The organism is Vibrio sp. ES.051, from assembly GCF_002563795.1.
Classification (GTDB): Bacteria; Pseudomonadota; Gammaproteobacteria; order Enterobacterales; family Vibrionaceae; genus Vibrio.
On the sequence record NZ_PDJL01000004.1, the window covers coordinates 982323 to 1005730 of the forward strand.

Consider the following 23408-nt stretch of genomic DNA (forward strand, 5'->3'; position numbering starts at 1 on the left):
GATAAACGCGAGCTAGCAGGTGCATTTTATATTCGGGCTAACAGGATCTGAGCCTGTTCGATCATTTTCTTGCGGCCAAAGATCAGGTGACGGCGTTTGCCACCGACTTGACGCCAAAGCACCGCGCTACGAATGCCCGATAGTAGTAGCGCCCGAACTTTATGCTGGCTAGAGGTTTGTTGCAGTACCGATGGTGTGCCAGTGACTTGAATTCGTGGACCAATAGGGCTAACGACATCCAAATAAATACTTGCGAGATTGCTAAGCATTTGATCGTCTAGCAATTCAAAATGTTCCGTTTGACGTTTGGCCATCTGAATACGATCAGCAAGTTGTGACATCGCATCGTTACGAGCAGTTAACTTACGTTCTAGAGCCATTAAGCTAATGAGATAGCGAGTAATTTCACTGCCAGATGGGGTGCTATCAATGCCTTTAACTAGGCACTCTAGACCAAGTTTTAGATCGGCTTCGCAACCGAATACGCCAACGGTGTTAGCTGGATTTGTGTTCAAAATGGCGTTAATGGATGTTTCAAAAGCATCTTGATCACAATGTCCGTTTCGCGCCACTTGTTGAACCAAAGCAACGGCTTGGCAAATACCAGCGAAAGCGATAGTACGGTCATAAAGTGTATTCGCCACGTAACAACTCCTAAGCTTGAGAATATTTAATGCGTTGTTCGATAATGCCGCCACCTAGGCAAACGTCATCTTTATAGAATACGGCAGATTGACCAGGAGTCACTGCAATTTGTGGTTCATCAAAGATCACTTTAATGTTTTCATCATCGACAGGAATGATTGTACAAGGAATATCGTGTTGGCGGTAACGAGTTTTCACTGTGCACTTCATAACATCACGAATTGGTTCACGTTCTACCCAATGAAGTTGTGATGCAAGTAGCCCTTCTGATTTCAGGATTGGATGGTCTTTGCCTTGCACGGCAATCAAAACGTTGCGCTTGAGGTCTTTTTCACCAACGAACCATGGTTCTTCATTGCCACCACCGCCTTTACGACCACCAATGTGTAAGCCTTTACGCTGGCCAAGAGTGTGGTACATCAGACCTTGGTGTTGGCCGATCACTTCGCCTTCTGGCGTTTCGATGTTACCAGGTTGAGCTGGTAGGTAACGGCTCAGGAAGTCGGTAAATTTACGCTCACCGATGAAACAGATACCAGTAGAGTCTTTTTTCTTCGCTGTTACTAAGCCTTGCTCTTCCGCAATGCGGCGCACTTCTGGCTTCTCTAAATCACCAACCGGGAATAGGCTACGGCCTACTTGCTCGTGGCTGAGTGTATATAAGAAGTAGCTCTGGTCTTTGTTGCTATCTAGACCGCGTAACATTTGTGGTTTCTTCTGTTCTTCACCAGGTAATGAATTTTCTGGGAAAGAACGACGCACGTAGTGACCCATTGCGATGTAGTCTGCTTCCAGCACTTCATCGGCAAACTCAAGGAACGCTTTAAACTTAATTTCTTTATTACAAAGAATGTCTGGATTGGGCGTACGACCTGCTTTGTATTCCGCTAGGAAGTACTCAAATACGTTATCCCAGTACTCTGCGGCAAAGTTGATGGTGTGTAGATGGATGCCTAGCTTGTCACATACTGCCTGAGCATCGGCTAAGTCTTCTGCTGCTGTGCAATATTCTTCGTTGTCATCTTCTTCCCAGTTCTTCATGAACAGGCCTTCAACTTGGTAGCCTTGTTGTTTTAGAAGGTACGCAGAAACAGATGAATCAACGCCGCCGGACATACCGACGATGACTTTCTTTTGGCTGTTATCAGACATTACTAAACACCACTTAATAAACGGGACGCAGATTCTATCAGAATCCACAGACCGGTGACAGTTCCGAGATCGAAATCACACTTCGTTTTTTGTTGTATTTGCTACAACAAAAACATCGAATGGGCTATTTCATAGATATAGAGAAGGTATATATGGCATAGTTGGCAAAAATCCAAGAGGTAGTGAACAAATGACAGCCGAAAATCAATTCATGCAAGAAGCAGAACTCATTGAAATTGTGGAAAACCAGTTAGAGGATGGAAATCCAATCCAAGCCAAAGAAACGTTAATGCGCTTAATGATGACCGGAACGCCACGAGAAGATGCCGTGGCTATGCTGGCGTGTGCGATGTCGATTGAAGTATTTGATGTCATGAAAAATGAAGGAGAGTTCAATCTGAAGCGCTACAGTGAACACCTAGATCAGCTACCAGATCTGAGTTTTATGGAGGGGGAATAAAGCTTCGGGAAGAAAAAATGGCTAGCAATCGTTTGCTATAATGGCTTTTATTGCCGCTTTATTATTCGCGGTATAGAATCCGTTCTCTTTATTATCCCCTTACTCAGACTGACAATATGAAATTTCCTGGACAACGCAAATCGAAGCACTATTTTCCTGTTCATGCTCGTGACCCACTAGTGAGCCAAGCACAAGAAAGCAAGATGATGACGCGCACTCACATCATTGGTATTGACCAAACTTTGGTAGATATTGAAGCAAAAGTTACAACGGATGTGATTGAAAAGTACGGTTTGAGTAAAGGTCATTCACTGGTTATTGATGACGCCAAAGCGGAAGAATTATACCAGCAGTTAAAAGAAGAGAGCTTAATTACCAACGAATATGCAGGCGGTACTATTGGTAATACGTTACATAACTACTCTGTTTTAGCCGATGACCGCTCAACGCTGCTTGGTGTGATGAGTCAGGATATCAAAATCGGCAGTTATGGTTATCGTTACCTATGTAACACATCGAGCCGGATGGATTTGAATTACCTACAAGGCGTAGATGGTGCGATTGGCCGTTGCTTCGCGCTGATTACCGAAGATGGTGAACGTACTTTTGCAATTAGTGAAGGTCAGATGAACCAACTTCATCCCGATAGCATTCCAGAAAAAATCTTTAAAAATGCTTCTGCGTTGGTACTAACTTCGTACTTAGTACGTTGTAAAGAGGGTGACCCAATGCCTGAAGCAACGATGAAGGCAATTGAGTACGCGAAAAAGAATGATGTACCAGTGGTTCTTACGCTAGGAACAAAGTTTGTTATTCAAGATGACCCCAAATATTGGCAAGAGTTTATTCGAGACAACGTTTCTGTTGTCGCCATGAATGAAGATGAAGCAGAAGCCCTGACGGGTGAGTCTGATCCTCTTGCTGCATCGGATAAGGCGTTAGAATGGACTGATTTAGTGCTATGTACAGCAGGTCCTGTTGGTTTGTTTATGGCTGGTTATACAGAAGACAGTGCGAAGCGAGAAACATCTTTACCATTGCTTCCAGGTTCAATCGCGGAGTTTAACCGTTATGAATTTAGCCGCCCAGCTAAGCGACACGCATGTGAAAATCCGATTAAGGTTTACTCACATATTTCTCCATATATGGGGGGACCTGAAAAGATAAAGAATACTAATGGTGCGGGTGACGCGGCATTATCAGCTGTCCTTCATGATATGGCCGCAAACAAATATCATAAAGAAAATGTGCCTAATTCAAGCAAGCACAGTAACGAGTATTTAACCTACTCTTCTTTTTCACAAGTTTGCAAATATGCAAACCGTGCTAGTTATGAAGTTCTCGTTCAGCATTCTCCACGTCTGTCACGCGGTCTTCCAGAGCGAGAAGACAGCTTAGAAGAAGCATACTGGGAACGTTAATACATAATCGATAATTAACTGTTCGATAACTAATGTTAAAATGGCGCACTTGAGAGTGCGCCATTTTAGTTTGTTCAATACAAATAAAAAAGGCTCCAACGAGAGCCTTTTAATAATCTGAATTAGATTAGGAAATCATCTAATGATTTACCCGCATCCAGTTGCTCTTGGATTGCGGAAGGTGTACGACCTTGGCCAGTCCAAGTTTTTTCTTGGCCGTTTGCGTTTATGTATTTGTATTTTGCTGGGCGAGGCGCGCGCTTCTTAGATTTTGTCTTCGTTTTAGCTTCGCCCGATAAAGCACTGATCAGTGCTTCAACGTCGATGCCATCTTGAGCGATTTTTTCTGCAATCTCTGCTAGTTTCGCTTCTTGCTCTGCTTTTTCTGCACGTTCTGCTTCTTCTGTTTCTCTGCGCTCTTCTACAACAGTAGTTAGTTTATCTAGAGCTTCTTCCAATTGTTCTAGAGTCAGCTCACGAGAAAATGCACGAAGGCTACGGATATTTAGAAGTGTTTTAGTCAGCTCTGACATAACGATTCCTATTAATAGGTTAATGTGTTGGGCACTTTTTATTGTTACGATTAAATAATGCCAGTCTACAAATAAACAAAGAGTCCTTATATTTAACTTTATCTTCTCCTTATGTGCAAATACTAAATCATGATTTTGTTTAAATTTAGCTGTTTTTTACCTTTATTAATAATACTTAACTCGAAAGAAATCTTAAGAGGTGGGAATTAAAGTTATTATCCATTATTGCTGATAATGATTAATGCATCGTTTTGTATAAAAAGGTGAGAATTAGTACTTAGAAATAGACTGTGTCTCACTATCTCTAGCGAGCATATATTCTGAATTTATTGAAGCCGGATAAACCATGATATTCTTAAGGTGATAATGATGTTTCATAAATATCGTAGTTGCTGTGATTTCAGTTGCACAAAGAAAAATTAAAGTAGGCATGATTTATAAATTAGAGGTGTGACTATTTATTGGTTTAATTTAGTTTGATGTGTTGCATTGCCTCATATCATAAGTACAATGGCTGCCACCTGATGCAATATTGCAGATAATTTGTTGTTGATTTGTAAAATGAACGGTTAATTGTTTGCTGTTGCCGTAGAGGTGCAGTCTCGAAGAGTAGCTATTATTGGGGTGATGCCAATGAATAATAGTGGAAGGCGAAGATTGCCGAAGTAAGTAGCCTATCAATGTTACTTATTGGGGTTGTATCTGAAAGGAACAACACTGCCATAGTATATATTCACATTAAACTATGGAGCGCTACTGTAGGGTTGGGTGAAGTGTTCGCTTCCCTGTCGCTAAGTTCAACATGAGCACGTATCGTATGCTGCGTGACTTGTCTGCAGTAGATCTCTAGCCAAACTTTGGTTTTTGAAGATCATGAATTTAATAGATTTTTCCAATTCTCCTGTTTCATTATTGCCACCTATTGTCGCTTTGACTCTGGCGATTTTGACTCGACGTGTATTAATTTCTCTCGGCGTTGGTATCGTACTGGGGTCGGTTCTACTAAACAGCTGGTCTATCGGTGACACCGCTAGCTATGTCAGTTCTCAAGTGTCCTCTGTCTTTGTTGAAGATGGTGGTATTAATACTTGGAATATGAGTATCGTGGGTTTCCTCGTTTTGCTTGGTATGACCACGGCCTTGTTGACGCTGTCTGGTGGTACTCGTGCGTTTGCCGAGTGGGCACAGTCTCGAGTGAAAAGTAAGCGCGGCTCTAAACTTCTCGCAGCCTGCTTAGGCGTATTCATTTTTGTCGACGACTACTTTAACAGTCTTGCGGTTGGTGCGATTTCTCGCCCGGTGACCGATCGCTTCTATGTGTCTCGCGCCAAACTTGCGTATATTCTTGACTCAACAGCAGCACCGATGTGTGTGATCATGCCAGCGTCTAGCTGGGGCGCATATATCATCACTATCATTGGCGGCATTTTGGTCTCTCATGGGATTACCGAGTATTCAGCGTTAGGTGCCTATGTTCGTTTGATCCCAATGAACTTCTACGCAGTCTTTGCGCTACTGATGGTGTTTGCGGTTGCTTGGTTTGGCCTAGATGTCGGTAAGATGCGTGATCACGAAATTTCGGCGTCTCAAGGTCGTGGCTTTGATAAAGACAAAGAGAATGATTCGCAAGAAGCGCATGAACTCAATGAAGAGCTTGATATCCGCGAAAGTGAAAAAGGCACAGTTTCTGACCTTGTACTTCCAATCGTCACGTTAATTATTGCCACGATCGCTTCGATGCTATACACCGGTGGTCAGGCTTTGGCCGCTGATGGTAAAGAATTTGCTTTGTTGGGCGCATTTGAAAACACCGATGTAGGTATGTCTTTAATTTACGGTAGTTTGCTAGGGTTAGCCGTCGCGTTGTTTACTGTGATTAAACAAGGCCTACCAATGACTGAGATTACTCGCACGCTTTGGATTGGTGCTAAGTCAATGTTCGGGGCAATTCTCATACTCGTATTTGCTTGGACCATTGGTTCTGTTATCGGCGACATGAAGACGGGGTCTTACTTATCGACCTTGGCGCAAGGTAATATTAACCCGCAGTGGTTACCTGTGATTTTATTCTTATTGTCAGGTTTAATGGCTTTCTCAACGGGCACTTCATGGGGGACGTTTGGCATCATGTTACCAATTGCCGGTGATATGGCGGGGGCGACTGATCTCGCTTTGATGCTGCCAATGTTGAGTGCCGTATTAGCCGGCGCGGTATTTGGTGACCATTGCTCACCAATTTCAGATACTACGATTCTATCGTCTACTGGTGCTCGCTGTAATCACATTGATCACGTATCAACACAGTTACCTTATGCATTATCGGTGGCACTAGTCTCGTGTGTTGGCTTTATTACTTTGGGCATAACGGCATCTATCGCACTCTCGCTTATTGCAGCGTCAGTGATTTTCATTATGGTATGCCTCGCCCTGTCTTGGTTGTCGAAGTCTAAGATGGCATCGTGTCAAAACGTATAACGCGTTTCAGTTTACTGACAGACTGACAGAAAGAGGAAGCTCCGCTAAATTAGCGGAGCTTTTTTTAACGCGATTTAGGTGAGGGGGGCAATCGCGTTTTTGGGGCTAACCTAATCATCTCGGACTTACTGTTAGTTATTAGCAGGGAATATGCCTGATATAAGCTTTGATTTATAGTGCTCTAAAGTTAGGGTATTCAGGCTGAAAATTTAAGTGAATGATACATAGCGAGTTGTCTGTTACACAGTGTTACGTTACACCTGTACAGTGACTAGACGTTTAAGTTGTACTTTTTAATGAGACGGTAAAGCGTTGTTCTCGATATCCCAAGATGACGCGCAGCAGCACTCATATTGTGTTTGTTTTCCTCAATTGCCTACAATAGGTAATCGAGGTCGATTTGGTCTACTGAAGGGAGCAGCTGTCTCTCATTATTATCTAGGCCCAAGTCGGCGACGAGTAGGGTATTGTCGTCACACATAATAATGGCTCGTTGAATCACGTTTCGTAGCTCTTGAATACATACGCTATTACCGATTAATGAGTATAGTGCAGCATCACTGAAATCTGCTGTTTACTGAGTGCTACCTTTACGCAGTTTCATGGGTAATCACTATTTTTTGCACCTTATCGCAATTAAATTAAAAATAAGTTATTAAAAATTAATGGTTTAAAAAAAAGTGCTGGAAAATTTAAAATTCGCTATTGAAAAAAATAGAATCCTTAGTTAGTGTGGAGCTAATCCAGAAATACGACAGAGCCTTAAATAAGTATGCGCAATTTTGTAATGAACATTCATCACCATCATCACCCAATCTAGTCTTTCGGGAGATGCGCGCATACCCGGGAGGCAGGAAACTCCCGGAGGTTAAATCAGAGCAATTTCAGATTAAAACCCTCGGGAGAGAACAATCTCCTGAGGGTTTTTTCGTTTTAGCTTTAAAAATATTTAGATATCAAATCTTGCACAGGGACAAAGTTATGCAAACACAACGCTTAAGAATCGCTATTCAGAAAAAAGGCCGTCTTAGTAAAGAAAGCCAAGCTCTACTAAAACAATGCGGCGTAAAATTTAACATTATGGGGGAGCGATTAGTTGTTCACTCGGAGAATATGCCGATCGATTTGCTGCTAGTGCGTGACGATGACATTCCTGGTTTGATCATGGATGGCGTTGTTGACCTTGGTTTTATCGGAGAAAACGAGTTAGAGGAAGTACGCTTAGATCGTAAAGCTTTGGGTGAGCCATGTGAATTTGTTCCACTTCGTCGACTTGATTTTGGCGGTTGCCGCTTGTCTATCGCAATCGACAAGGATGAAGAGTACAACGGCCCGCAAGACTTGGCTGGTAAGCGTATTGCCACAACTTACCCTCAACTCCTAAAAGCTTACATGGATGAAGCAGGCGTTCCATTCTCCACATGTATGCTAACGGGCTCTGTAGAAGTCGCGCCTCGCGCTGGGCTAGCTGATGCGATTGCTGACTTAGTATCAACGGGCGCAACGCTAGAAGCGAACGGCTTAAAAGAAGCGGAAGTGATCTTCAAATCGAAAGCGACGCTAATTCAGCGTACTGGGGAGTTCGATGCTGACAAAATCGCTCTTATTGAAAAGTTGCTGACACGCATGCAAGGCGTTCAACAAGCCAAAGAATCCAAATACATCATGCTTCACGCTCCTGCTGAAAAACTAGACCAAATCAAGGCGTTACTTCCTGGTGCTGAAGACCCTACTGTATTACCGCTATCAGCTGATAAACAAAAAATTGCCGTTCACTTAGTCAGTACAGAAAATTTATTCTGGGAAACAATGGAACAGCTTAAAGAGCTTGGCGCAAGCTCAATTTTAGTATTACCAATTGAAAAAATGATGGAGTAAGCATCATGAGAACAGTCGTTTGGCAATCATTAAGTGAACAACAACAAGATTCTATCCTAGAGCGTCCCGCTATTACTCAAGGTGCAAATATTACCGCCGCTGTGTCTAAAGTAATTAGCCAAGTTCGTAGCGAGGGCGATGCAGCAATACTGGAGTTAACGGAAAAGTTTGATCGCGTTAAACCTGAATCCATCCGTGTTTCCTCTCAGGAAATTAAAGCCGCTTCAGAACGCTTGTCTGAATCAATGAAAAACGCACTAGAGCAAGCTTATGCCAATATTTCCAAATTCCACAAAGCGCAAAAGCCACAGCCAATTAAAGTCGAAACTCAACCGGGTGTGCTTTGTGAACAGGTAACACGTCCAATTCAAAAAGTGGGGTTATATATTCCTGGCGGTAGTGCGCCATTACCGTCGACGGTTTTGATGCTTGGTGTACCAGCGAAAATTGCAGGCTGTCGCAAAGTCGTACTGTGTTCTCCACCCCCTATCGCGGATGAGATCCTTTATGTCGCTAAGTTGTGTGGTATTGACGATGTTTACAATATCGGTGGTGGTCAAGCTATTGCGGCAATGGCTTACGGCACAGAAACGGTGTCGAAGGTCGATAAAATTTTTGGTCCGGGCAACGCTTACGTTACGGAAGCGAAACGTCAAGCTAGTAATGATTTCCGTGGCGCCGCGATTGATATGCCAGCGGGCCCTTCGGAAGTTCTTGTGATCGCAGACGAAACAGCGGACCCAGATTTTATTGCGGCGGACCTTTTAAGCCAGGCAGAACATGGACCTGACTCTCAAGTTGTCCTTGTCACTCCGTCCGCCATTATCGCCGACCAAGTGACAGATGCAGTGCAACGTCAATTGAAACTACTGTCGCGTGCCGACATCGCTGAACAGGCACTGGCATCAAGCCTAATCATTATTGCAGAGTCGATTACGCAGGCTATTTCTATCTCTAATTACTATGGTCCAGAGCACTTGATTGTACAGACTAAGAATCCGAGAGAACTTTTACCTCTATTAGATAACGCAGGCTCTATCTTCCTTGGTGATTGGTCTCCGGAGTCGGCTGGCGACTATGCATCGGGCACTAACCACGTGCTTCCTACTTACGGTTACACTCGGACATACTCAAGCTTAGGTTTGGCTGATTTTTCTAAACGAATGACGGTTCAAGAGCTTTCAGCTGACGGTCTGAAAAATCTTGCGCCAACGGTTGTGACCATGGCCGAAGCGGAAGGTCTGGACGCCCACAAACGTGCTGTTACTATCCGTGTAGCAAAATTAGCAAGTAAGTAAGAATAAGAGAGTAAAGAGATGGAAAAGCTAGCGCGTAAACAAGTCCAACAACTAACACCTTATCTTTCGGCTCGCCGAATTGGTGGTACTGGTGATGTGTGGTTAAACGCGAATGAATCCCCGTTCAATAATGAATACAAAACCGATTTTGCTCGTCTTAATCGTTACAGCGAATGCCAACCTAAAGAATTGATTTCTGCTTACGCCGCGTATGCTGGAGTGAAACCAGAGCAGACACTGACTTCTCGTGGCGCAGACGAAGGTATTGAGTTATTGATTCGTGCTTTCTGTGAACCGGGTGAAGACGCGATTTTATACTGCCCACCGACTTACGGTATGTACGCCATCAGTGCAGAAACCATCGGTGTAGCGCGCAAAACGGTGCCGTTAACCACAGATTGGCAACTGGATCTTGAGGGTATTGAAGCAAACCTAGATAACGTAAAACTGGTGTTTGTATGTTCGCCAAACAACCCAACGGGTAACTTAGTTAAGCGTGAAGATATTGTCTCTCTGCTTGAGATGACAAAAGGCCGCGCAATCGTAGTGATGGACGAAGCGTACATTGATTTTTGTCCAGAAGCATCAACGGTAGATTTACTGGCGCAATACCCGAATCTCGCGATTTTGCGGACTCTGTCGAAAGCTTTTGCGCTTGCTGGTTTGCGTTGTGGATTTACGCTTGCGAATGAAGAAGTGATTAATGTCCTTCTTAAAGTTATTGCCCCGTACCCAGTTCCCGTTCCTGTTGCGGAAATTGCCACTCAGGCGCTTTCTGAAGCAGGGTTAGCGCGAGCAAAATTCCAAGTCCTCGACTTGAACGCAAACCGCGCTTATCTGCAGGTCGGTTTGTCGATGATTCCAGGTTTGGAAGTCTTTGAAGGGTGGGGTAACTACCTGTTGGTGAAATTCCCAGATGGCGACGAAGTATTCAAAGCTGCTTGGGACACGGGAATCATTCTTCGTAACTCACCAATCGAGAATTGCGTACGTATTAGTGTCGGAAACCGCGACGAGTGCGAAAAAACACTGGGTTTCATCAGAAACTACTATTCATAAGTAGAGATCGAGTTAATCGCTCTTGCTAAATAGCGAGAGCGTCAAAAAAGAATAGCAATAAGGAAGTTCGAGTGAGCAAGCAACAAAAAATCCTATTTATCGACCGTGATGGCACGCTGATTGTCGAGCCACCGATTGATTTCCAAGTTGACCGCTTGGATAAGTTAAAACTAGAGCCGTTTGTTATCCCAAGCCTGTTGTCGTTGCAGGATGCAGGATACCGGCTAGTGATGGTCACGAACCAAGATGGTCTTGGTACCGACAGCTACCCTCAAGAAGACTTCGATGCGCCGCACAATATGATGATGGAGATCTTTGAATCTCAAGGTGTGAAGTTCGATGATGTGCTGATTTGCCCGCACTTTGAAGAAGACAACTGTTCTTGCCGTAAGCCTAAGCTAGGCATGGTGAAAGCGTACCTTCAAGGCGGCAAAGTGGATTTCCAACACTCTGTCGTGATTGGTGACCGCCAAACGGATCTGCAATTGGCGGAAAACATGGCGATTCGCGGGATTCAATACAATCCAGAAACCATGGGTTGGAAACAGATCCTGAAAGATCTCACGGTTAAAGCTCGCGTTGCTGAAGTGATTCGTACCACCAAAGAGACGGACATTAAAGTTGCGGTTAACCTTGATGAGCAAGGTGGTAACGATATTTCAACGGGTCTTGGTTTCTTCGACCACATGCTGGATCAAATCGCGACGCACGGTGGGTTCCAAATGGTGTGCAAAGTGGAAGGCGACCTACACATAGATGATCACCACACGGTAGAAGACACCGCTCTTGCGTTGGGGCAAGCGTTGAAAGAAGCGCTAGGTGACAAGCGTGGTATTGGTCGCTTTGGCTTTAGCCTTCCAATGGACGAGTGTTTGGCTCAATGTGCGCTGGATCTGTCTGGCCGCCCATACCTTAAGTTCGACGCGCAGTTTAGCCGTGAACAAGTGGGTGACCTCTCAACTGAGATGGTGGTGCACTTCTTCCGTTCTCTGACTGACACCTTAGCGTGTACGCTGCACCTTTCTTCTGCGGGCAATAATGATCACCACATTGTTGAAAGCTTGTTTAAAGCGTTTGGCCGAACTCTGCGTCAAGCCATTAAAGTGGAAGGAACAGAATTACCAAGCAGTAAAGGTGTGCTTTAAGGCTTCCGTTAGGATAGGAGAAAAAATAGTGACAGAACAAAAAGTTGTCATCATTGATACAGGGTGTGCCAATGTTTCTTCGGTAAGGTTTGCCATTGAGCGTCTTGGCTACAAGGTTACGATTTCAAAAGATCCCCAAGTCGTACTATCTGCTGACAAGCTCTTCTTGCCAGGAGTGGGGACCGCAAGTGAAGCGATGAAGAACCTTGAAGATCGTGATCTTATCAATCTCGTCAAACAAGTTGAAAAGCCATTGCTCGGCATCTGTTTGGGTATGCAGCTATTGGGTAAGTTTTCTCAGGAGAAGGGTCAGAAAGCGGATGCCTCAGTGGAGTGTCTTGGCCTTTGCGAAGGTGAAGTGAAACTGATGCAAACTGGCGACTTGCCACTGCCACACATGGGGTGGAATACCGTTTCTGCAAAAGCTGGAAACCCACTGTTCAAAGATATTGAAGAAGGGGAGTACTTCTACTTTGTACACAGCTTTGCCATGCCCGTTGGCGATTATACGATTGCCGAATGTGAATACGGCAATCCGTTCACAGCAGCATTACAAAGCGGCAATTACTACGGTGTGCAATTCCACCCTGAGCGTTCTTCAAAAGCGGGCGCGAAGCTTATGCAAAACTTCTTAGAACTATAAAAGGAATTTAGTGTGATTATTCCAGCTCTTGATTTAATCGAAGGACAGGTAGTTCGCCTTTATCAAGGTGATTACGGCCAAGTAACCGAGTACAAAGTTGACCCTGCAGAGCAGTTCAACTTGTACCACCAAGCGGGCGCTAACTGGCTGCATTTGGTGGATTTAACAGGTGCAAAAGATACCTCTGCGCGCCAACTTGATTTGATTGCAAAGCTACTAGCAAGCACGCCAGCGAACATCCAAATCGGTGGCGGTGTGCGCACAGAGCAAGACGTGATTGATTTGTTAGAGGCAGGCGCCCAGCGTGTTGTGGTTGGCTCGACAGCAGTCAAGCAACCAGAGCTTGTGAAAGGGTGGATGGAAAAATACGGTGCAGAGAAAATTGTCTTAGCACTAGATATTAACATCGACCAAGATGGCACGCGTAAAGTGGCCATCTCGGGCTGGCAAGAAGACTCGGGTGTAACGATTGAAGCACTTATTAATGATTACCTAACAGTAGGTCTACAGCACGTACTTTGTACGGATATTTCTCGTGACGGTACACTAGAAGGCTCAAACGTAGAGCTTTACGTCGATCTATCTAAACAATACCCACAAGTGCAATTCCAATCGTCGGGCGGTATTGGCTCACTGGCTGATATCGAGAGGCTCAAAGGGACAGGCGTATCCGGCGTGATTGTCGGTCGTGCTTTACTGGATGGAAAGTTCACAGCAGAGGAGGCATTGGCATGCTGGCAAAGCGAATAATACCATGTCTTGATGTTCGTGATGGACAAGTGGTGAAAGGCGTTCAGTTCCGTAACCACGAGATCATTGGCGACATTGTTCCGCTGGCTCAACGCTACGCTGAAGAGGGCGCAGATGAACTGGTCTTTTACGATATTACCGCGTCAAGTGATGGTCGTGTGGTGGACAAAAGTTGGGTGAAGCGAGTTGCGGAAGTGATCGACATTCCTTTCTGTGTGGCTGGTGGTATTAAGTCGGCAGAAGATGCGGCGCGGATCCTAGAGTTTGGTGCGGACAAAGTTTCTATTAACTCGCCAGCGTTAGCGAATCCACAATTGATTACGGATCTCGCTGATAAGTTTGGGGTGCAGTGTATCGTGGTGGGCATTGATTCTTATTACAACAAAGCAACTGGGAAATACCAAGTTTACCAGTTCACCGGCGATGAAGAGCGTACAAAGGCGACTCAATGGGAAGCGCGTGATTGGGTGCAAGAAGTGCAAAAACGTGGCGCGGGTGAAATCGTATTAAACATGATGAACCAAGATGGTGTGCGCAGCGGCTACGACATTGAACAGCTCAATATGGTTCGTGAAGTGTGTAAAGTGCCGCTCATCGCGTCGGGCGGTGCGGGGGCCGTAGAGCACTTTGCCGAAGCATACCAAAAAGCGAATGTGGATGGTGCCCTTGCCGCGTCAGTATTCCACAAGCAAGTCATCAATATTGGTGAACTAAAACAGTATTTAAAACAACAAGGCATTGAGGTACGACTATGAGTTTTAAAGCCGCCGAAGTAAGTTTGCTATCAGAGCGAATCAACTGGGACAAAGTCGATGGCTTGGTGCCTGCCGTCGTACAAGATTTTCAATCAAGCCAAGTGTTGATGATGGGCTACATGAACCAAGACGCACTAGCAAAAACGGGTGAAACTGGTCAAGTGACGTTTTTCTCTCGTACTAAAGCGCGTTTGTGGACCAAAGGTGAAACCTCAGGTAATGTGCTGCAGTTAGTGAATATTTCGCTCGATTGTGACGCTGACACGCTACTAGTCAAAGTAAACCCTATAGGCCCAACGTGCCATACCGGGACCACGACCTGTTGGGACGGCGATTCACAAGAAGAGTCGCAGATGGTGTGGCTTCATCAACTTGAGCAGTTATTGGCTGCCCGCAAGAGTGCCGATCCAGGCTCCTCTTATACTGCCAGTCTTTATGCTCGTGGCACCAAGCGTATTTCGCAGAAAGTGGGCGAAGAAGGCGTTGAAGTCGCGCTTGCGGCGACGTCGGGCGATAAGGCGGAATTAGTGTGTGAATCTGCGGATTTGATTTATCACTTGATGGTGCTGTTGCAAGACCAAGGTTTATCGATGAATGATGTGGTGAACAAGCTAAAAGAGCGCCACAAATAAGGTTACTCAAGATAAGATAAAGCCCCTAAGCTTAAGAGTTAGGGGCTTTTTTATATAACGAGGTGGAGTACGTCACTCCGATAAGCCTAGACGAGATCAGAGCTCAAATCTAAAAGCCTTTATCCACAGCACTTCTTAAACTTCTTGCCACTGCCGCAGATGCACGGATCATTTCTGCCAACTTTTAAGCCATCGATTGATTGGTTTAGTCGTGGATCCAGTTCGGACCGTTTTTCTTCTGGCTCTTCTTCTGGGAATGTACCGTCAATGTAGAACCAAAGTCCGTTCTCTTTTACAAAGCGAGAGCGCTCGGACATACAGTAGCGCTTGCCGTCTTCGTTAAAGTAGGCGCGGAATTCTACAAAACCTTCGTCTTCATTGCTGCCCGCTTCTGCTTTTACGACTTCAAGCTTGCACCAGTCACTCTCTATGGATTGCGCAATTTCTTCGCGTTGTGCTTCTGCATTGCAGCTAGAGTGGTAGGTATTTACGATGTAATCAACCAGACCCACAGCATGAGCGCTGTAACGAGAGCGCATAAGTTGCTCTGGCGTGCTGACATCGGCATGATTATTGTGGGCAATTTCACAACACTGTTTGTAGGTACGGCTAGAGCCGCAAGGACAAGAAGAAACCATAAAATGAAAACTCGTTTAATTAAGCGGTAAAAACAAACAACCTCACAATAATCGTGAGGTTGGCGGTATTATGGGGGATATTATAGCGGTTCAAGGCGTTTGAGAAAGGAGTGCTTGAGCCCAAGCGGTCGATTGATTAAAAGCATCAGCCAACTGTGGCTCGGTAAGTTTGAGAGATGAGCAATATTGTTCTGCCAGTTCCCAATCCGCTTGTTCATACGCGATAATCATGCAAAGCAAGTAACCGAGCACTCCTTTGTGACTAGTTAGCGCGAGTTTGATGTCCTCATCAATGGGAATATCCTCAATGACATCCGAAAGAGGCTGATCGAGCAAAGAGTCCAGTAGAGAAAACATTCCCGTCAAAAAAGCTTGCCCAGGATCGTACTTAGTGTCCATTTGACCGAGTAAAATCTCGCACATCCTAGCGCGCTGAATAGCAAGCGAGTAGAGCGAGTCTGGCTTATCCTCTTGAACAGAAGCAATTGCGACGAGTGAAATAAAGCGCCTCAAGCGCTCTTCACCTAAGTAAATAAGCGCCTGTCTAAATGACTTAATCTTTGTCGTTAACGTGTAGCCTGAATTAACGTACGTGAGCAGTTTGTATGAAAGTGTCACATCAATAGAAAACAGTCGCTCGACTTCATTAAAATTGATGGGCTTGTCCGCTATCTCTTTACACAGTTGGATGACAGTCAGGAAGGCAGGGTTTATACGCTTTTTCTGAATCATCTCTGGTTTGCTGAAAAAATAGCCTTGAAAATAGTCAAATCCAGCTTCGAGTGCTTGTTTAAACTCTTCATAGGTTTCGACTTTTTCTGCCAGAAAGTCGATATTGAATTGACTTAGAGCTTGGATAAAAATGGCGGCTTTTTGAATCGGAACCAATCGAATGTCAAACTTGATCATGGAAATATAAGGAAGAAACTGCTTCCAAGCTGGGGTTGGAACAAAATCATCCAAGGCAATTTTGTATCCACATTGATGTAGGTGTTTGATCGCGTCTAGGAGTTCTTTGGTCGGCTCACAATCTTCAAGAACCTCAATAACTAATGAATCTTTCGGAAACAGTGTTGGCACCAAGTTCACTAAGCTTTGGTGTGGGAAATTAACGAAGCCCAGTTTATCACCTAATGTGTTGTAATGAGTCGACAGAAAATGATCGGATAGCAGTCGACTCGTAGCCAGCTCTGGCTCTACTTCAGGGAAGGTGTTTTTGGGACCGTCGCGAAAGAGAAGTTCGTAACCTATGGTTCGTCTTTCTCTGTCCAATATTGGCTGGCGAGCTACGTAAGAATACTTCAATTAGGTACTTCGTTCCGTTCAACTATTTTCATGATGATAGCGATTTTTTATAAAATATCTACGACTTGTGAGTGAATCTTCTACCTACTCAACATCTAAGTGGAGGTGATGTATCGAATGGTCGTGTTTGTAGTTCAAAGGTATCAGAATTGACTTGCAAAACGGAACCTTGCGTGTACCAATCACCCAAAACGATACGGATCTTTTTAGTACCGTTGATATCAAAAAAGTGTGTATCGGGACGGTGAGTGTGGCCATGAATCATGAGGTTGACGCCATTCTGGGACATCACCTTTTCCACTTCGCTTTGATTCACATCCATGATATCGAGAGGCTTGCTCTTTTTATCACCACGAATATCGGATTGAACTTTTGAAACGATTTTTTTCTTTATAAACCAAGGAATATGCTTGAAAAGCCACTGTAACCAGGGCTGGTGGACGGTCTTACGGAATTTTTGGTAGTCGATGTCATCCGTGCATAGGGTATCGCCGTGAAGTATGACTGCTTTAGTGCCATACAGGTCAATGGTGCAAACCTCATCAAGTAACGTGATCCCTGTGTCTTTGCAAAAACGTTCTCCTAACAAGAAGTCACGGTTGCCCTGAATAAAAAAGACGGGCACGCCATGGTCGGTGAGCGTTTTGAATTCAGTTCGAACTTGGTTTGCGAAGGGGGTGTTGTCTTCGTCTCCAACCCAAAACTCGAACAGATCACCTAACACGTAAAGTGCGTCGGCGTCGACAGCTTCTGTTCGCATGAACGTCGCAAAGCATTGGGTAATGTCTGGACGAGATGGCGTAAGGTGAAGATCGGAAATAAATAATGTCATCATAGAAATAAGGGGAGGCGTTGCCTCCCCACTAATTTATCTCTTGGGAACAATTCTTACGAATTATTCTTCAATTGTTGTACCAGTGATTACCACGTCTTCTAGTGGTACGTCTTGGTGCATGCCGTAAGAACCAGTGCTCACATCTTTAATCTTATTAACGATGTCCATACCTTCAACTACTTCAGCAAATACACAGTAACCCCAACCATCTAGGCTTTCGCTACGGAAGTCTAAGAAGGTGTTGTTGTTCACGTTGATGAAAAACTGAGAGCTGGCTGAATGCGGTTCCATCGTACGTGCCATTGCCAGTGTACCGACTTTGTTGCTTAGGCCGTTGTTTGCTTCGTTCTGGATAGGGGCACGTGTTGCTTTTTCACGTAGACCTGGCTCCATACCACCACCTTGGACCATGAAACCATCAATAACACGGTGGAAAAGAGTGTTGTCGTAAAAGCCGTCGCGGCAGTACTGAAGAAAGTTTGCGCTTGTCTCTGGCGCTTTCTCGTCGTTTAGTTGAATCTTGATGTCACCAAAATTAGTGTGAAGGGTGATCATGCTACTTTCCTTTACTGTGTTGTGTTGAGCCCGAGATTCTAGCCTAAGTTCTCACGCTTTAAAAACTCAGAAAGAATAAATTCTTTATTTTGTGTTTGAAGTTTAGCCGATTATCGTTTTATCGGTTAATTGCTATTACCTAACAAGGTCTGAGTTGATATACTCGGCGATCTTGTTTTCATTCACAATCATAGATAGAGATCATGTTAAAAATATATAACACACTCACACGACAGAAAGAGGAATTCAAACCAATTACAGCTGGCAAAGTTGGCATGTATGTCTGTGGAGTTACCATTTACGATCTCTGTCACATCGGTCATGGCCGCACATTTGTGTCTTTTGACGTCGTATCACGCTACCTTCGTTACCTCGGATATGACCTGACGTTTGTGCGTAACATCACCGATATCGATGATAAAATCATCAAACGTGCGGCGGAAAATGGAGAGTCTTGTGATTCACTCACCGAACGTCTGATCGGTGAAATGCACGCTGACTTCGACGCGTTAAACATGAAGCGTCCAGATATTGAGCCTCGTGCAACAGAGTTTATTGCGGAAATTGTTGAGCTGGTTCAAACGTTAATCAAGCGTGGTTTCGCTTACGTAGCGGATAACGGTGACGTAATGTTTGAAGTCAGTAAATTTGACGAGTACGGTAAACTGTCTAAGCAAGACTTGGAACAGCTTCAAGCTGGTGCGCGTGTTGATATTGAAACAGCAAAACGTAGCCCGTTGGATTTTGTGCTTTGGAAAATGTCAAAGCCAGGTGAACCTACTTGGGAGTCACCATGGGGTCCTGGTCGTCCTGGTTGGCACATTGAATGTTCTGCGATGAACTCCTCTATCTTGGGTGAGCACTTCGATATTCATGGCGGTGGTTCGGATCTTCAGTTCCCGCATCACGAAAATGAAATTGCTCAATCTTGCTGTGCGCATGATACCAACTACGTAAACACTTGGATGCACAGTGGCATGGTGATGGTAGACAGAGAAAAAATGTCTAAGTCATTAGGTAACTTCTTCACGATCCGTGACGTTCTAAGTCACTATGACGCAGAGACTGTGCGTTACTTCTTGATGTCTGGTCACTACCGCAGTCAGCTTAACTACAGCGAAGAAAACCTAAACCAAGCGCGAGCTTCACTTGAACGTCTTTACACGTCTCTACGTGGTCTTGACCTAACCGTCGCCCCTGCTGGAGGTGAAGAGTATGTTTCCCTCTTTACTAATGCGATGAATGACGATTTCAACACACCAGAAGCTTACTCTGTGCTGTTTGACATGGCGCGCGAAGTAAACCGTCTGAAAACAGAAAACGTAGAGAAAGCCAGTGAACTTGGTGTCCTGATGCGTGAGCTGGCTGATGTTATCGGTATTCTTCACCAAGACCCTGAAGCCTTCCTTAAAGGTGATGCAGGTAATGATGATGAAGTGGCTGAAATTGAAGCACTGATCAAGCTGCGTAATGACTCTCGTGCAGCGAAAGACTGGGCAAATGCCGATATGGCTCGTGACAAGCTGACAGAAATGGGTATCCTTCTTGAGGATGGTCCAGAAGGCACAGCGTGGCGCCGTAAATAATTGAATTTTCAATGTAAAAGGGCTGATAATTCAGCCCTTTTATTTGTCATTTTCATTGATTAAAACTTTAACTTTAGGTAATGCTCTGTGGCTCAGATGTATTTCTATTACTCAGCGATGAATGCGGGTAAATCAACAACTCTTCTACAATCTTCTTTTAACTATCAAGAACGAGGCATGACGCCAGTTATTTTTACGGCCGCACTGGATGATCGTTTTGGTGTGGGGAAAGTAAGCTCTCGTATTGGTCTTAAATCTGATGCGCATTTATTCCGTCAGGAAACCAATTTATATCAAGAGGTTGTAACACTCAACGACGTTGAAAAACGTCACTGCATTCTTGTTGATGAATGCCAGTTCTTGTCGAAAGAGCAAGTTTATCAACTGACTGAGGTCGTCGATAAGCTGCATATTCCTGTATTGTGCTATGGCCTTCGTACCGATTTTTTAGGCGAACTTTTTGAAGGCAGTAAGTACCTACTATCTTGGGCCGATAAGCTTGTTGAACTGAAGACAATTTGTCACTGTGGCCGTAAGGCGAATATGGTGATTCGTACGGATGAGCACGGAGTGGCAATTAAAGAAGGTGACCAAGTTTCCATTGGGGGCAATGACAAATACGTATCGGTTTGTCGTCAGCATTATAAAGAAGCCTTGGGTAAATAATCCCGACAGCCAACATAAAGCCACCGCATTCGGTGGCTTTTTAATTTCTATTTGAGTCGTTTACATTAGGTTAAGTGATAACCCAATTGCTTAAGTAAAGTTTGATAAGACGACTCGACATTTTCAGGTATCGCTTGCTCGGTTTGAAAGCCTTTTTGTGGGTAGCTTTTGATGCGAGAAAAGTCTTCCATTAGTGCGTCTAACACCATCATCAATGGCATATCTTCATTAATGTACTCAAAAAACGGGTGCGCCGTTGAGCTTACCTGAAGTTGAGAGTAGGGAGACGGCCATTGTTGCTCAAAGGTTGCGAGCGCTCTACGTTCCATAAACGGTTTTTGCACCAGAATGAACGACGAGCACACTTTACCTTCATCTTTTAGTCGTTGCTCAGTAAAACGGATATTTTCCCCGCTGTTGCTCGAGTTCTTTTCCAAAATAATCGCATCATTTGGAACCCCCGCTATTCGTGCGATCTCTGCGAATGTCTCTGCTTCACTATTTTCAAATAGACCGTCTGTGAATCGACCTTTACCGCCGGAGAAAATAATCAATGGTGCAAGCTTTTGGTGATAAAGCTTTGCCGCATGTTCAGCGACCCGTACATCGTTGCTGCACATGACAAACAAACAATCTGCAGGTTTCAGATCATGCTTGAGTTGCATGTAATCCCAGAGAGTTTCGATGTGTTGGTAAAGTTTCATAATGCGTCCAGCGTCGAGTTGAATTGAAACTGATAGCCGAGCGAAGTTAGCTTATCGGCCAAAATACGTTTATCTGCCTTATCGGTAACTGGCGGAAGAGCAATATTGACATCACTGGTGTTAATCGCTGCCTGATAAAACTCCGCCTTACTCACGGTATGCGGTGTCGTGACGTTGATGACTTGGTTGTTCAGGTTACTTAAAGCAAATAGCGCGGCTGATACAGCATCATTTTGATGAACCATATTAGCAGGTGCTTTTCGACTGACTTGTTTTAACCTCATCGCAAAGCGAGATGGGTGCCTGTCTGGTCCAATTAAGCCGCTACAGCGCATAATTACAAAGTTAACACCAGAATCAATCACATGTTGTTCTGCTTGAAGCATGATACGCGCATTATCTGAAAAGTAAGGGCTGCCTGTAGCGAGAGACAGAGAGGCAGCTTCTTCTTTCATATCTGAAGCGAGATTTGGATAGACGGTTGTTGAGCTAACCATCACCAGTTTCTCAACGCCATTGTGTTTGGCTGCGTTCGCCAGTATTTGCCATTGTTGGGCGTACTCTTGTCCGTGCCCCTTACGAAAGCCGGGTGGAAAAGCGCCAATAATGTGGGTGATTTGATGCTCTTTGAGCAGCGCATCGAGTTTGTTAGCAGCGTTAAGTTGATTGAAGTCGAACAACGCTGAGTGAGTTAATGAGGTCGGTAATTCGTCTAATCGAGATTGGCTTCGACGCGTAACGACCACTTGGTGTCCGTCTTTCATCAGGGCTTCTGCTAGCGGAGTTCCGAGCCAGCCTGCACCTACGATCAATGTATTTGCCATTTGGGTCTTCCTACTTATTTATGTCTGCCCGAACAAGGTGAGCAGCTCTGCTTTAGCTTGTTGATGAAGGGGATCGGAATGCCATCTTTGATGTTGAATGAGGTCAACATTGACTTGCCAAGCCAGTTTTGTGAAATCATCCCCAACTCTTATTAATGTGTTTGGTGAGTACGCTACTAAATGTGTCGGTAGGAAGCACCAACCAAACCCTTTATTCGCTAATTCCAACAAAATATAATAATTATCAGCGTACCAGATATCTGGGCTAAATGCTTGATTAAGGCTAGATGGTTCAGCGCTTTTGGAGCGTATTACCAGTTGGCGATATTGTTTGAGCTGGTCCATGTGAGTGACATGCTGCTGGGCCAGTGGATGCTTGGAAGAGATATACACATCGAACGCAATGTTACCCAGATTAGTGAAATCGATATGTCGAGGCATTTGTAAGTCACTCAAAATAATCCCGGTTGTGGCGCGCTCTGACTTGATCAATTCGATGATATCGGGACTGGAAGCGGTTAAGCACTCAACTTGTAAGTGTGGAAACCGCAGCTCTAAATTGGCTAAAACATCTGCTAAGCGCGTGAGAGGGATCCCTTCATCGATGGCTAAAACCAATTTATTGGTCGGCACAGAAAAGAGTTGTGCGGCTCTATTGTTTAAGCGGTCGAGCTGGCTAACGGCAGCTTGTGCGTAAGGCAGTAACGCATGGCCACTCTCGGTCAATTTTGGATATCGACCAGAGCGGTCAAATAGTTCAACGCCGCAGTCGACCTCCATATTGATGATGTGTTGGCTCACTACTGATTGAGCTCGTCCCAGTTTTCTCGCCGCGCCTGAAAATGAACCGGCTTTTGATGTTGCAATGAAAGCTTGCAGTTGTTCGATGGTAAACATATCGTTTTTACCGATGGTATCTAACTTTTTGTTATCTGAATAATAGATAAAATTCTAAACATTGAGTAGGACTATTTGGTGGGTAATCATGACTCGTAACGAACGAATTTTTCATGCCGTACTTTTTGAATTGATAGCGTTAGCGATTGTTGTGCCAGCGGCTTCCTTGATCACAGGGAAGGGCTCTAGTGATCTCGCGTTAGTTGGGGTTGGATTGAGCGTGTACACCGTAATATGGAACTACATCTATAACTGGTATTTTGACAAGTGGTTTGGCGGTGATCGATCTGAGCGGAGCTTGGCGATGCGACTTGGGCATAGCATTGGTTTCGAAGGAGGGTTGATCATTATCACTATACCCGTGATCGCTTGGTTCTTAGAAATGACTTTCCTCCAAGCTCTGATGCTAGAAGCTGGCTTCTTAGTGTTCTTTTTATTTTATACCACGGGCTTTAACTGGTTATACGATAAAGTTCAGCCATTTAATAGAATAAAAAATCGACTGATGCAGCCGGTATGGACAAGCAAAAAATAGAGAGAGAAGTAAAAAAA

24 protein-coding genes, 1 pseudogene, 1 riboswitch and 1 other annotated feature are annotated in these 23408 nt (G+C 44.5%); of the genes and pseudogenes, 14 read left to right on the top strand and 11 right to left on the bottom strand.

Annotated features, from left to right (window positions below):
* Window positions 1-26 precede the first annotated feature (26 nt).
* Window positions 27-644, bottom strand: a complete 618-nt coding sequence (hflD, locus tag ATG66_RS11000) for a high frequency lysogenization protein HflD (protein WP_098415334.1) — start codon at window positions 642-644, stop codon at window positions 27-29.
* Between the two features lie 10 nt (window positions 645-654).
* Window positions 655-1797 carry a tRNA 2-thiouridine(34) synthase MnmA gene (gene mnmA, locus ATG66_RS11005; protein WP_098415335.1) on the bottom strand — a complete coding sequence of 381 codons (1143 nt, stop codon included), beginning with the start codon at window positions 1795-1797 and terminating at the stop codon, window positions 655-657.
* A gap of 190 nt (window positions 1798-1987) precedes the next feature.
* Here mnmA and ATG66_RS11010 point away from each other — a divergent pair, with 190 nt between their 5' ends.
* Both ATG66_RS11010 and ATG66_RS11015 read left to right on the top strand, forming a co-directional pair.
* Window positions 1988-2257, top strand: a complete 270-nt coding sequence (locus ATG66_RS11010) for a hypothetical protein (protein ID WP_098415336.1) — start codon at window positions 1988-1990, stop codon at window positions 2255-2257.
* Between the two features lie 116 nt (window positions 2258-2373).
* Window positions 2374-3678, top strand: a complete 1305-nt coding sequence (locus ATG66_RS11015; protein ID WP_098415337.1) for an inosine/guanosine kinase — start codon at window positions 2374-2376, stop codon at window positions 3676-3678.
* A 122-nt stretch (window positions 3679-3800) separates the two neighbouring features.
* Here ATG66_RS11015 and ATG66_RS11020 read toward each other — a convergent pair whose 3' ends face one another.
* Window positions 3801-4211, bottom strand: a complete 411-nt coding sequence (locus ATG66_RS11020; RefSeq protein WP_098415338.1) for an H-NS family histone-like protein — start codon at window positions 4209-4211, stop codon at window positions 3801-3803.
* Window positions 4212-4792: 581 nt separating this feature from the next.
* Window positions 4793-4975, top strand: a riboswitch (Lysine riboswitch).
* Between the two features lie 109 nt (window positions 4976-5084).
* On the opposite strand from ATG66_RS11020, the gene tet(35) reads away from it, so the two are divergent.
* Window positions 5085-6686, top strand: coding sequence for a tetracycline efflux Na+/H+ antiporter family transporter Tet(35) (gene tet(35), locus ATG66_RS11025; RefSeq protein WP_098415339.1), 1602 nt, complete (start codon window positions 5085-5087; stop codon window positions 6684-6686).
* Between the two features lie 271 nt (window positions 6687-6957).
* Here tet(35) and ATG66_RS11030 read toward each other — a convergent pair.
* Window positions 6958-7206 (bottom strand): annotated as a pseudogene (locus ATG66_RS11030) (helix-turn-helix domain-containing protein); the annotation flags it as partial.
* Between the two features lie 275 nt (window positions 7207-7481).
* Window positions 7482-7618, top strand: a sequence feature (His leader region).
* 49 nt (window positions 7619-7667) lie between these two features.
* Here ATG66_RS11030 and hisG point away from each other — a divergent pair.
* From hisG to hisIE, 8 genes are all read left to right on the top strand, one after another.
* Window positions 7668-8564, top strand: coding sequence for an ATP phosphoribosyltransferase (gene hisG / locus ATG66_RS11035; protein ID WP_098415340.1), 897 nt, complete (start codon window positions 7668-7670; stop codon window positions 8562-8564).
* Window positions 8565-8569: 5 nt separating this feature from the next.
* Entirely contained in the window at window positions 8570-9862 is a 1293-nt protein-coding gene (hisD, locus tag ATG66_RS11040) for a histidinol dehydrogenase (RefSeq protein WP_098415341.1), read from the top strand.
* An 18-nt stretch (window positions 9863-9880) separates the two neighbouring features.
* Window positions 9881-10921 carry a histidinol-phosphate transaminase gene (hisC, locus tag ATG66_RS11045; protein WP_098415342.1) on the top strand — a complete coding sequence of 347 codons (1041 nt, stop codon included), beginning with the start codon at window positions 9881-9883 and terminating at the stop codon, window positions 10919-10921.
* 71 nt (window positions 10922-10992) lie between these two features.
* Entirely contained in the window at window positions 10993-12066 is a 1074-nt protein-coding gene (gene hisB, locus ATG66_RS11050; protein WP_098415343.1) for a bifunctional histidinol-phosphatase/imidazoleglycerol-phosphate dehydratase HisB, read from the top strand.
* 28 nt (window positions 12067-12094) lie between these two features.
* The gene (gene hisH, locus ATG66_RS11055; RefSeq protein ID WP_098415344.1) at window positions 12095-12709 is read left to right on the top strand and encodes an imidazole glycerol phosphate synthase subunit HisH; all 615 of its coding nucleotides are present in this window, start codon (window positions 12095-12097) and stop codon (window positions 12707-12709) included.
* Window positions 12710-12721: 12 nt separating this feature from the next.
* Window positions 12722-13459 (top strand): 1-(5-phosphoribosyl)-5-[(5-phosphoribosylamino)methylideneamino]imidazole-4-carboxamide isomerase, encoded by a 738-nt coding sequence (gene hisA / locus ATG66_RS11060; RefSeq protein ID WP_098415345.1) that lies wholly within the window; start codon window positions 12722-12724, stop codon window positions 13457-13459.
* Window positions 13441-14214, top strand: coding sequence for an imidazole glycerol phosphate synthase subunit HisF (gene hisF, locus ATG66_RS11065; protein ID WP_098415346.1), 774 nt, complete (start codon window positions 13441-13443; stop codon window positions 14212-14214). Before hisA ends, hisF begins: the two co-directional genes overlap by 19 nt.
* On the top strand, window positions 14211-14846 hold the full coding sequence (gene hisIE, locus ATG66_RS11070; RefSeq protein ID WP_098415347.1) for a bifunctional phosphoribosyl-AMP cyclohydrolase/phosphoribosyl-ATP diphosphatase HisIE: 636 nt from the start codon (window positions 14211-14213) through the stop codon (window positions 14844-14846). Before hisF ends, hisIE begins: the two co-directional genes overlap by 4 nt.
* A gap of 119 nt (window positions 14847-14965) precedes the next feature.
* Here hisIE and ATG66_RS11075 read toward each other — a convergent pair whose 3' ends face one another.
* From ATG66_RS11075 to ATG66_RS11090, 4 genes are all read right to left on the bottom strand, one after another.
* Window positions 14966-15484, bottom strand: a complete 519-nt coding sequence (locus tag ATG66_RS11075; RefSeq protein WP_098415348.1) for a YchJ family protein — start codon at window positions 15482-15484, stop codon at window positions 14966-14968.
* 90 nt (window positions 15485-15574) lie between these two features.
* Window positions 15575-16789, bottom strand: a complete 1215-nt coding sequence (locus ATG66_RS11080) for an EAL and HDOD domain-containing protein (RefSeq protein ID WP_098415349.1) — start codon at window positions 16787-16789, stop codon at window positions 15575-15577.
* An 88-nt stretch (window positions 16790-16877) separates the two neighbouring features.
* Complete coding sequence (gene lpxH, locus ATG66_RS11085; RefSeq protein WP_098415350.1) at window positions 16878-17624, bottom strand: UDP-2,3-diacylglucosamine diphosphatase; 747 nt, start codon at window positions 17622-17624, stop codon at window positions 16878-16880.
* A 60-nt stretch (window positions 17625-17684) separates the two neighbouring features.
* Window positions 17685-18179, bottom strand: coding sequence for a peptidylprolyl isomerase (locus ATG66_RS11090; RefSeq protein WP_098415351.1), 495 nt, complete (start codon window positions 18177-18179; stop codon window positions 17685-17687).
* A 203-nt stretch (window positions 18180-18382) separates the two neighbouring features.
* Between ATG66_RS11090 and cysS the strand changes: the two genes are divergently transcribed.
* Both cysS and ATG66_RS11100 read left to right on the top strand, forming a co-directional pair.
* Entirely contained in the window at window positions 18383-19765 is a 1383-nt protein-coding gene (gene cysS, locus ATG66_RS11095) for a cysteine--tRNA ligase (RefSeq protein ID WP_098415352.1), read from the top strand.
* Window positions 19766-19852: 87 nt separating this feature from the next.
* Window positions 19853-20431 (top strand): thymidine kinase, encoded by a 579-nt coding sequence (locus ATG66_RS11100; RefSeq protein WP_098415353.1) that lies wholly within the window; start codon window positions 19853-19855, stop codon window positions 20429-20431.
* Window positions 20432-20496: 65 nt separating this feature from the next.
* Here ATG66_RS11100 and ATG66_RS11105 read toward each other — a convergent pair whose 3' ends face one another.
* The 3 genes from ATG66_RS11105 to ATG66_RS11115 are packed head-to-tail and all read right to left on the bottom strand — an operon-like array spanning window position 20497 to window position 22856.
* On the bottom strand, window positions 20497-21135 hold the full coding sequence (locus tag ATG66_RS11105) for a YdcF family protein (RefSeq protein ID WP_098415354.1): 639 nt from the start codon (window positions 21133-21135) through the stop codon (window positions 20497-20499).
* Window positions 21132-21959, bottom strand: coding sequence for an NAD-dependent epimerase/dehydratase family protein (locus ATG66_RS11110; protein WP_098415355.1), 828 nt, complete (start codon window positions 21957-21959; stop codon window positions 21132-21134). The genes ATG66_RS11105 and ATG66_RS11110 overlap by 4 nt, the downstream gene beginning before the upstream one ends.
* A gap of 18 nt (window positions 21960-21977) precedes the next feature.
* A complete protein-coding gene (locus ATG66_RS11115) occupies window positions 21978-22856 on the bottom strand; it encodes a LysR family transcriptional regulator (RefSeq protein WP_098415356.1) in 879 nt (292 codons plus the stop codon).
* An 88-nt stretch (window positions 22857-22944) separates the two neighbouring features.
* Here ATG66_RS11115 and ATG66_RS11120 point away from each other — a divergent pair, with 88 nt between their 5' ends.
* The gene (locus tag ATG66_RS11120) at window positions 22945-23391 is read left to right on the top strand and encodes a PACE efflux transporter (protein ID WP_098415357.1); all 447 of its coding nucleotides are present in this window, start codon (window positions 22945-22947) and stop codon (window positions 23389-23391) included.
* Window positions 23392-23408: the final 17 nt, after the last annotated feature.

Excerpts from the sequence above, each read along its gene's own strand:
- ATG66_RS11090 (WP_098415351.1), bottom strand. The coding sequence starts at position 18,179 with ATGATCACCCTTCACACTAATTTTGGTGACATCAAGATTCAACTAAAC.
- mnmA (WP_098415335.1), bottom strand. The coding sequence starts at position 1,797 with ATGTCTGATAACAGCCAAAAGAAAGTCATCGTCGGTATGTCCGGCGGC.
- hisG (WP_098415340.1), top strand. The coding sequence starts at position 7,668 with ATGCAAACACAACGCTTAAGAATCGCTATTCAGAAAAAAGGCCGTCTT.
- ATG66_RS11105 (WP_098415354.1), bottom strand. The coding sequence starts at position 21,135 with ATGAAACTTTACCAACACATCGAAACTCTCTGGGATTACATGCAACTC.
- hisD (WP_098415341.1), top strand. The coding sequence starts at position 8,570 with ATGAGAACAGTCGTTTGGCAATCATTAAGTGAACAACAACAAGATTCT.
- lpxH (WP_098415350.1), bottom strand. The coding sequence starts at position 17,624 with ATGATGACATTATTTATTTCCGATCTTCACCTTACGCCATCTCGTCCA.
- ATG66_RS11120 (WP_098415357.1), top strand. The coding sequence starts at position 22,945 with ATGACTCGTAACGAACGAATTTTTCATGCCGTACTTTTTGAATTGATA.
- ATG66_RS11075 (WP_098415348.1), bottom strand. The coding sequence starts at position 15,484 with ATGGTTTCTTCTTGTCCTTGCGGCTCTAGCCGTACCTACAAACAGTGT.
- ATG66_RS11015 (WP_098415337.1), top strand. The coding sequence starts at position 2,374 with ATGAAATTTCCTGGACAACGCAAATCGAAGCACTATTTTCCTGTTCAT.
- ATG66_RS11115 (WP_098415356.1), bottom strand. The coding sequence starts at position 22,856 with ATGTTTACCATCGAACAACTGCAAGCTTTCATTGCAACATCAAAAGCC.
- ATG66_RS11010 (WP_098415336.1), top strand. The coding sequence starts at position 1,988 with ATGACAGCCGAAAATCAATTCATGCAAGAAGCAGAACTCATTGAAATT.
- hisC (WP_098415342.1), top strand. The coding sequence starts at position 9,881 with ATGGAAAAGCTAGCGCGTAAACAAGTCCAACAACTAACACCTTATCTT.
- ATG66_RS11110 (WP_098415355.1), bottom strand. The coding sequence starts at position 21,959 with ATGGCAAATACATTGATCGTAGGTGCAGGCTGGCTCGGAACTCCGCTA.
- cysS (WP_098415352.1), top strand. The coding sequence starts at position 18,383 with ATGTTAAAAATATATAACACACTCACACGACAGAAAGAGGAATTCAAA.
- ATG66_RS11020 (WP_098415338.1), bottom strand. The coding sequence starts at position 4,211 with ATGTCAGAGCTGACTAAAACACTTCTAAATATCCGTAGCCTTCGTGCA.
- hisF (WP_098415346.1), top strand. The coding sequence starts at position 13,441 with ATGCTGGCAAAGCGAATAATACCATGTCTTGATGTTCGTGATGGACAA.
- hisIE (WP_098415347.1), top strand. The coding sequence starts at position 14,211 with ATGAGTTTTAAAGCCGCCGAAGTAAGTTTGCTATCAGAGCGAATCAAC.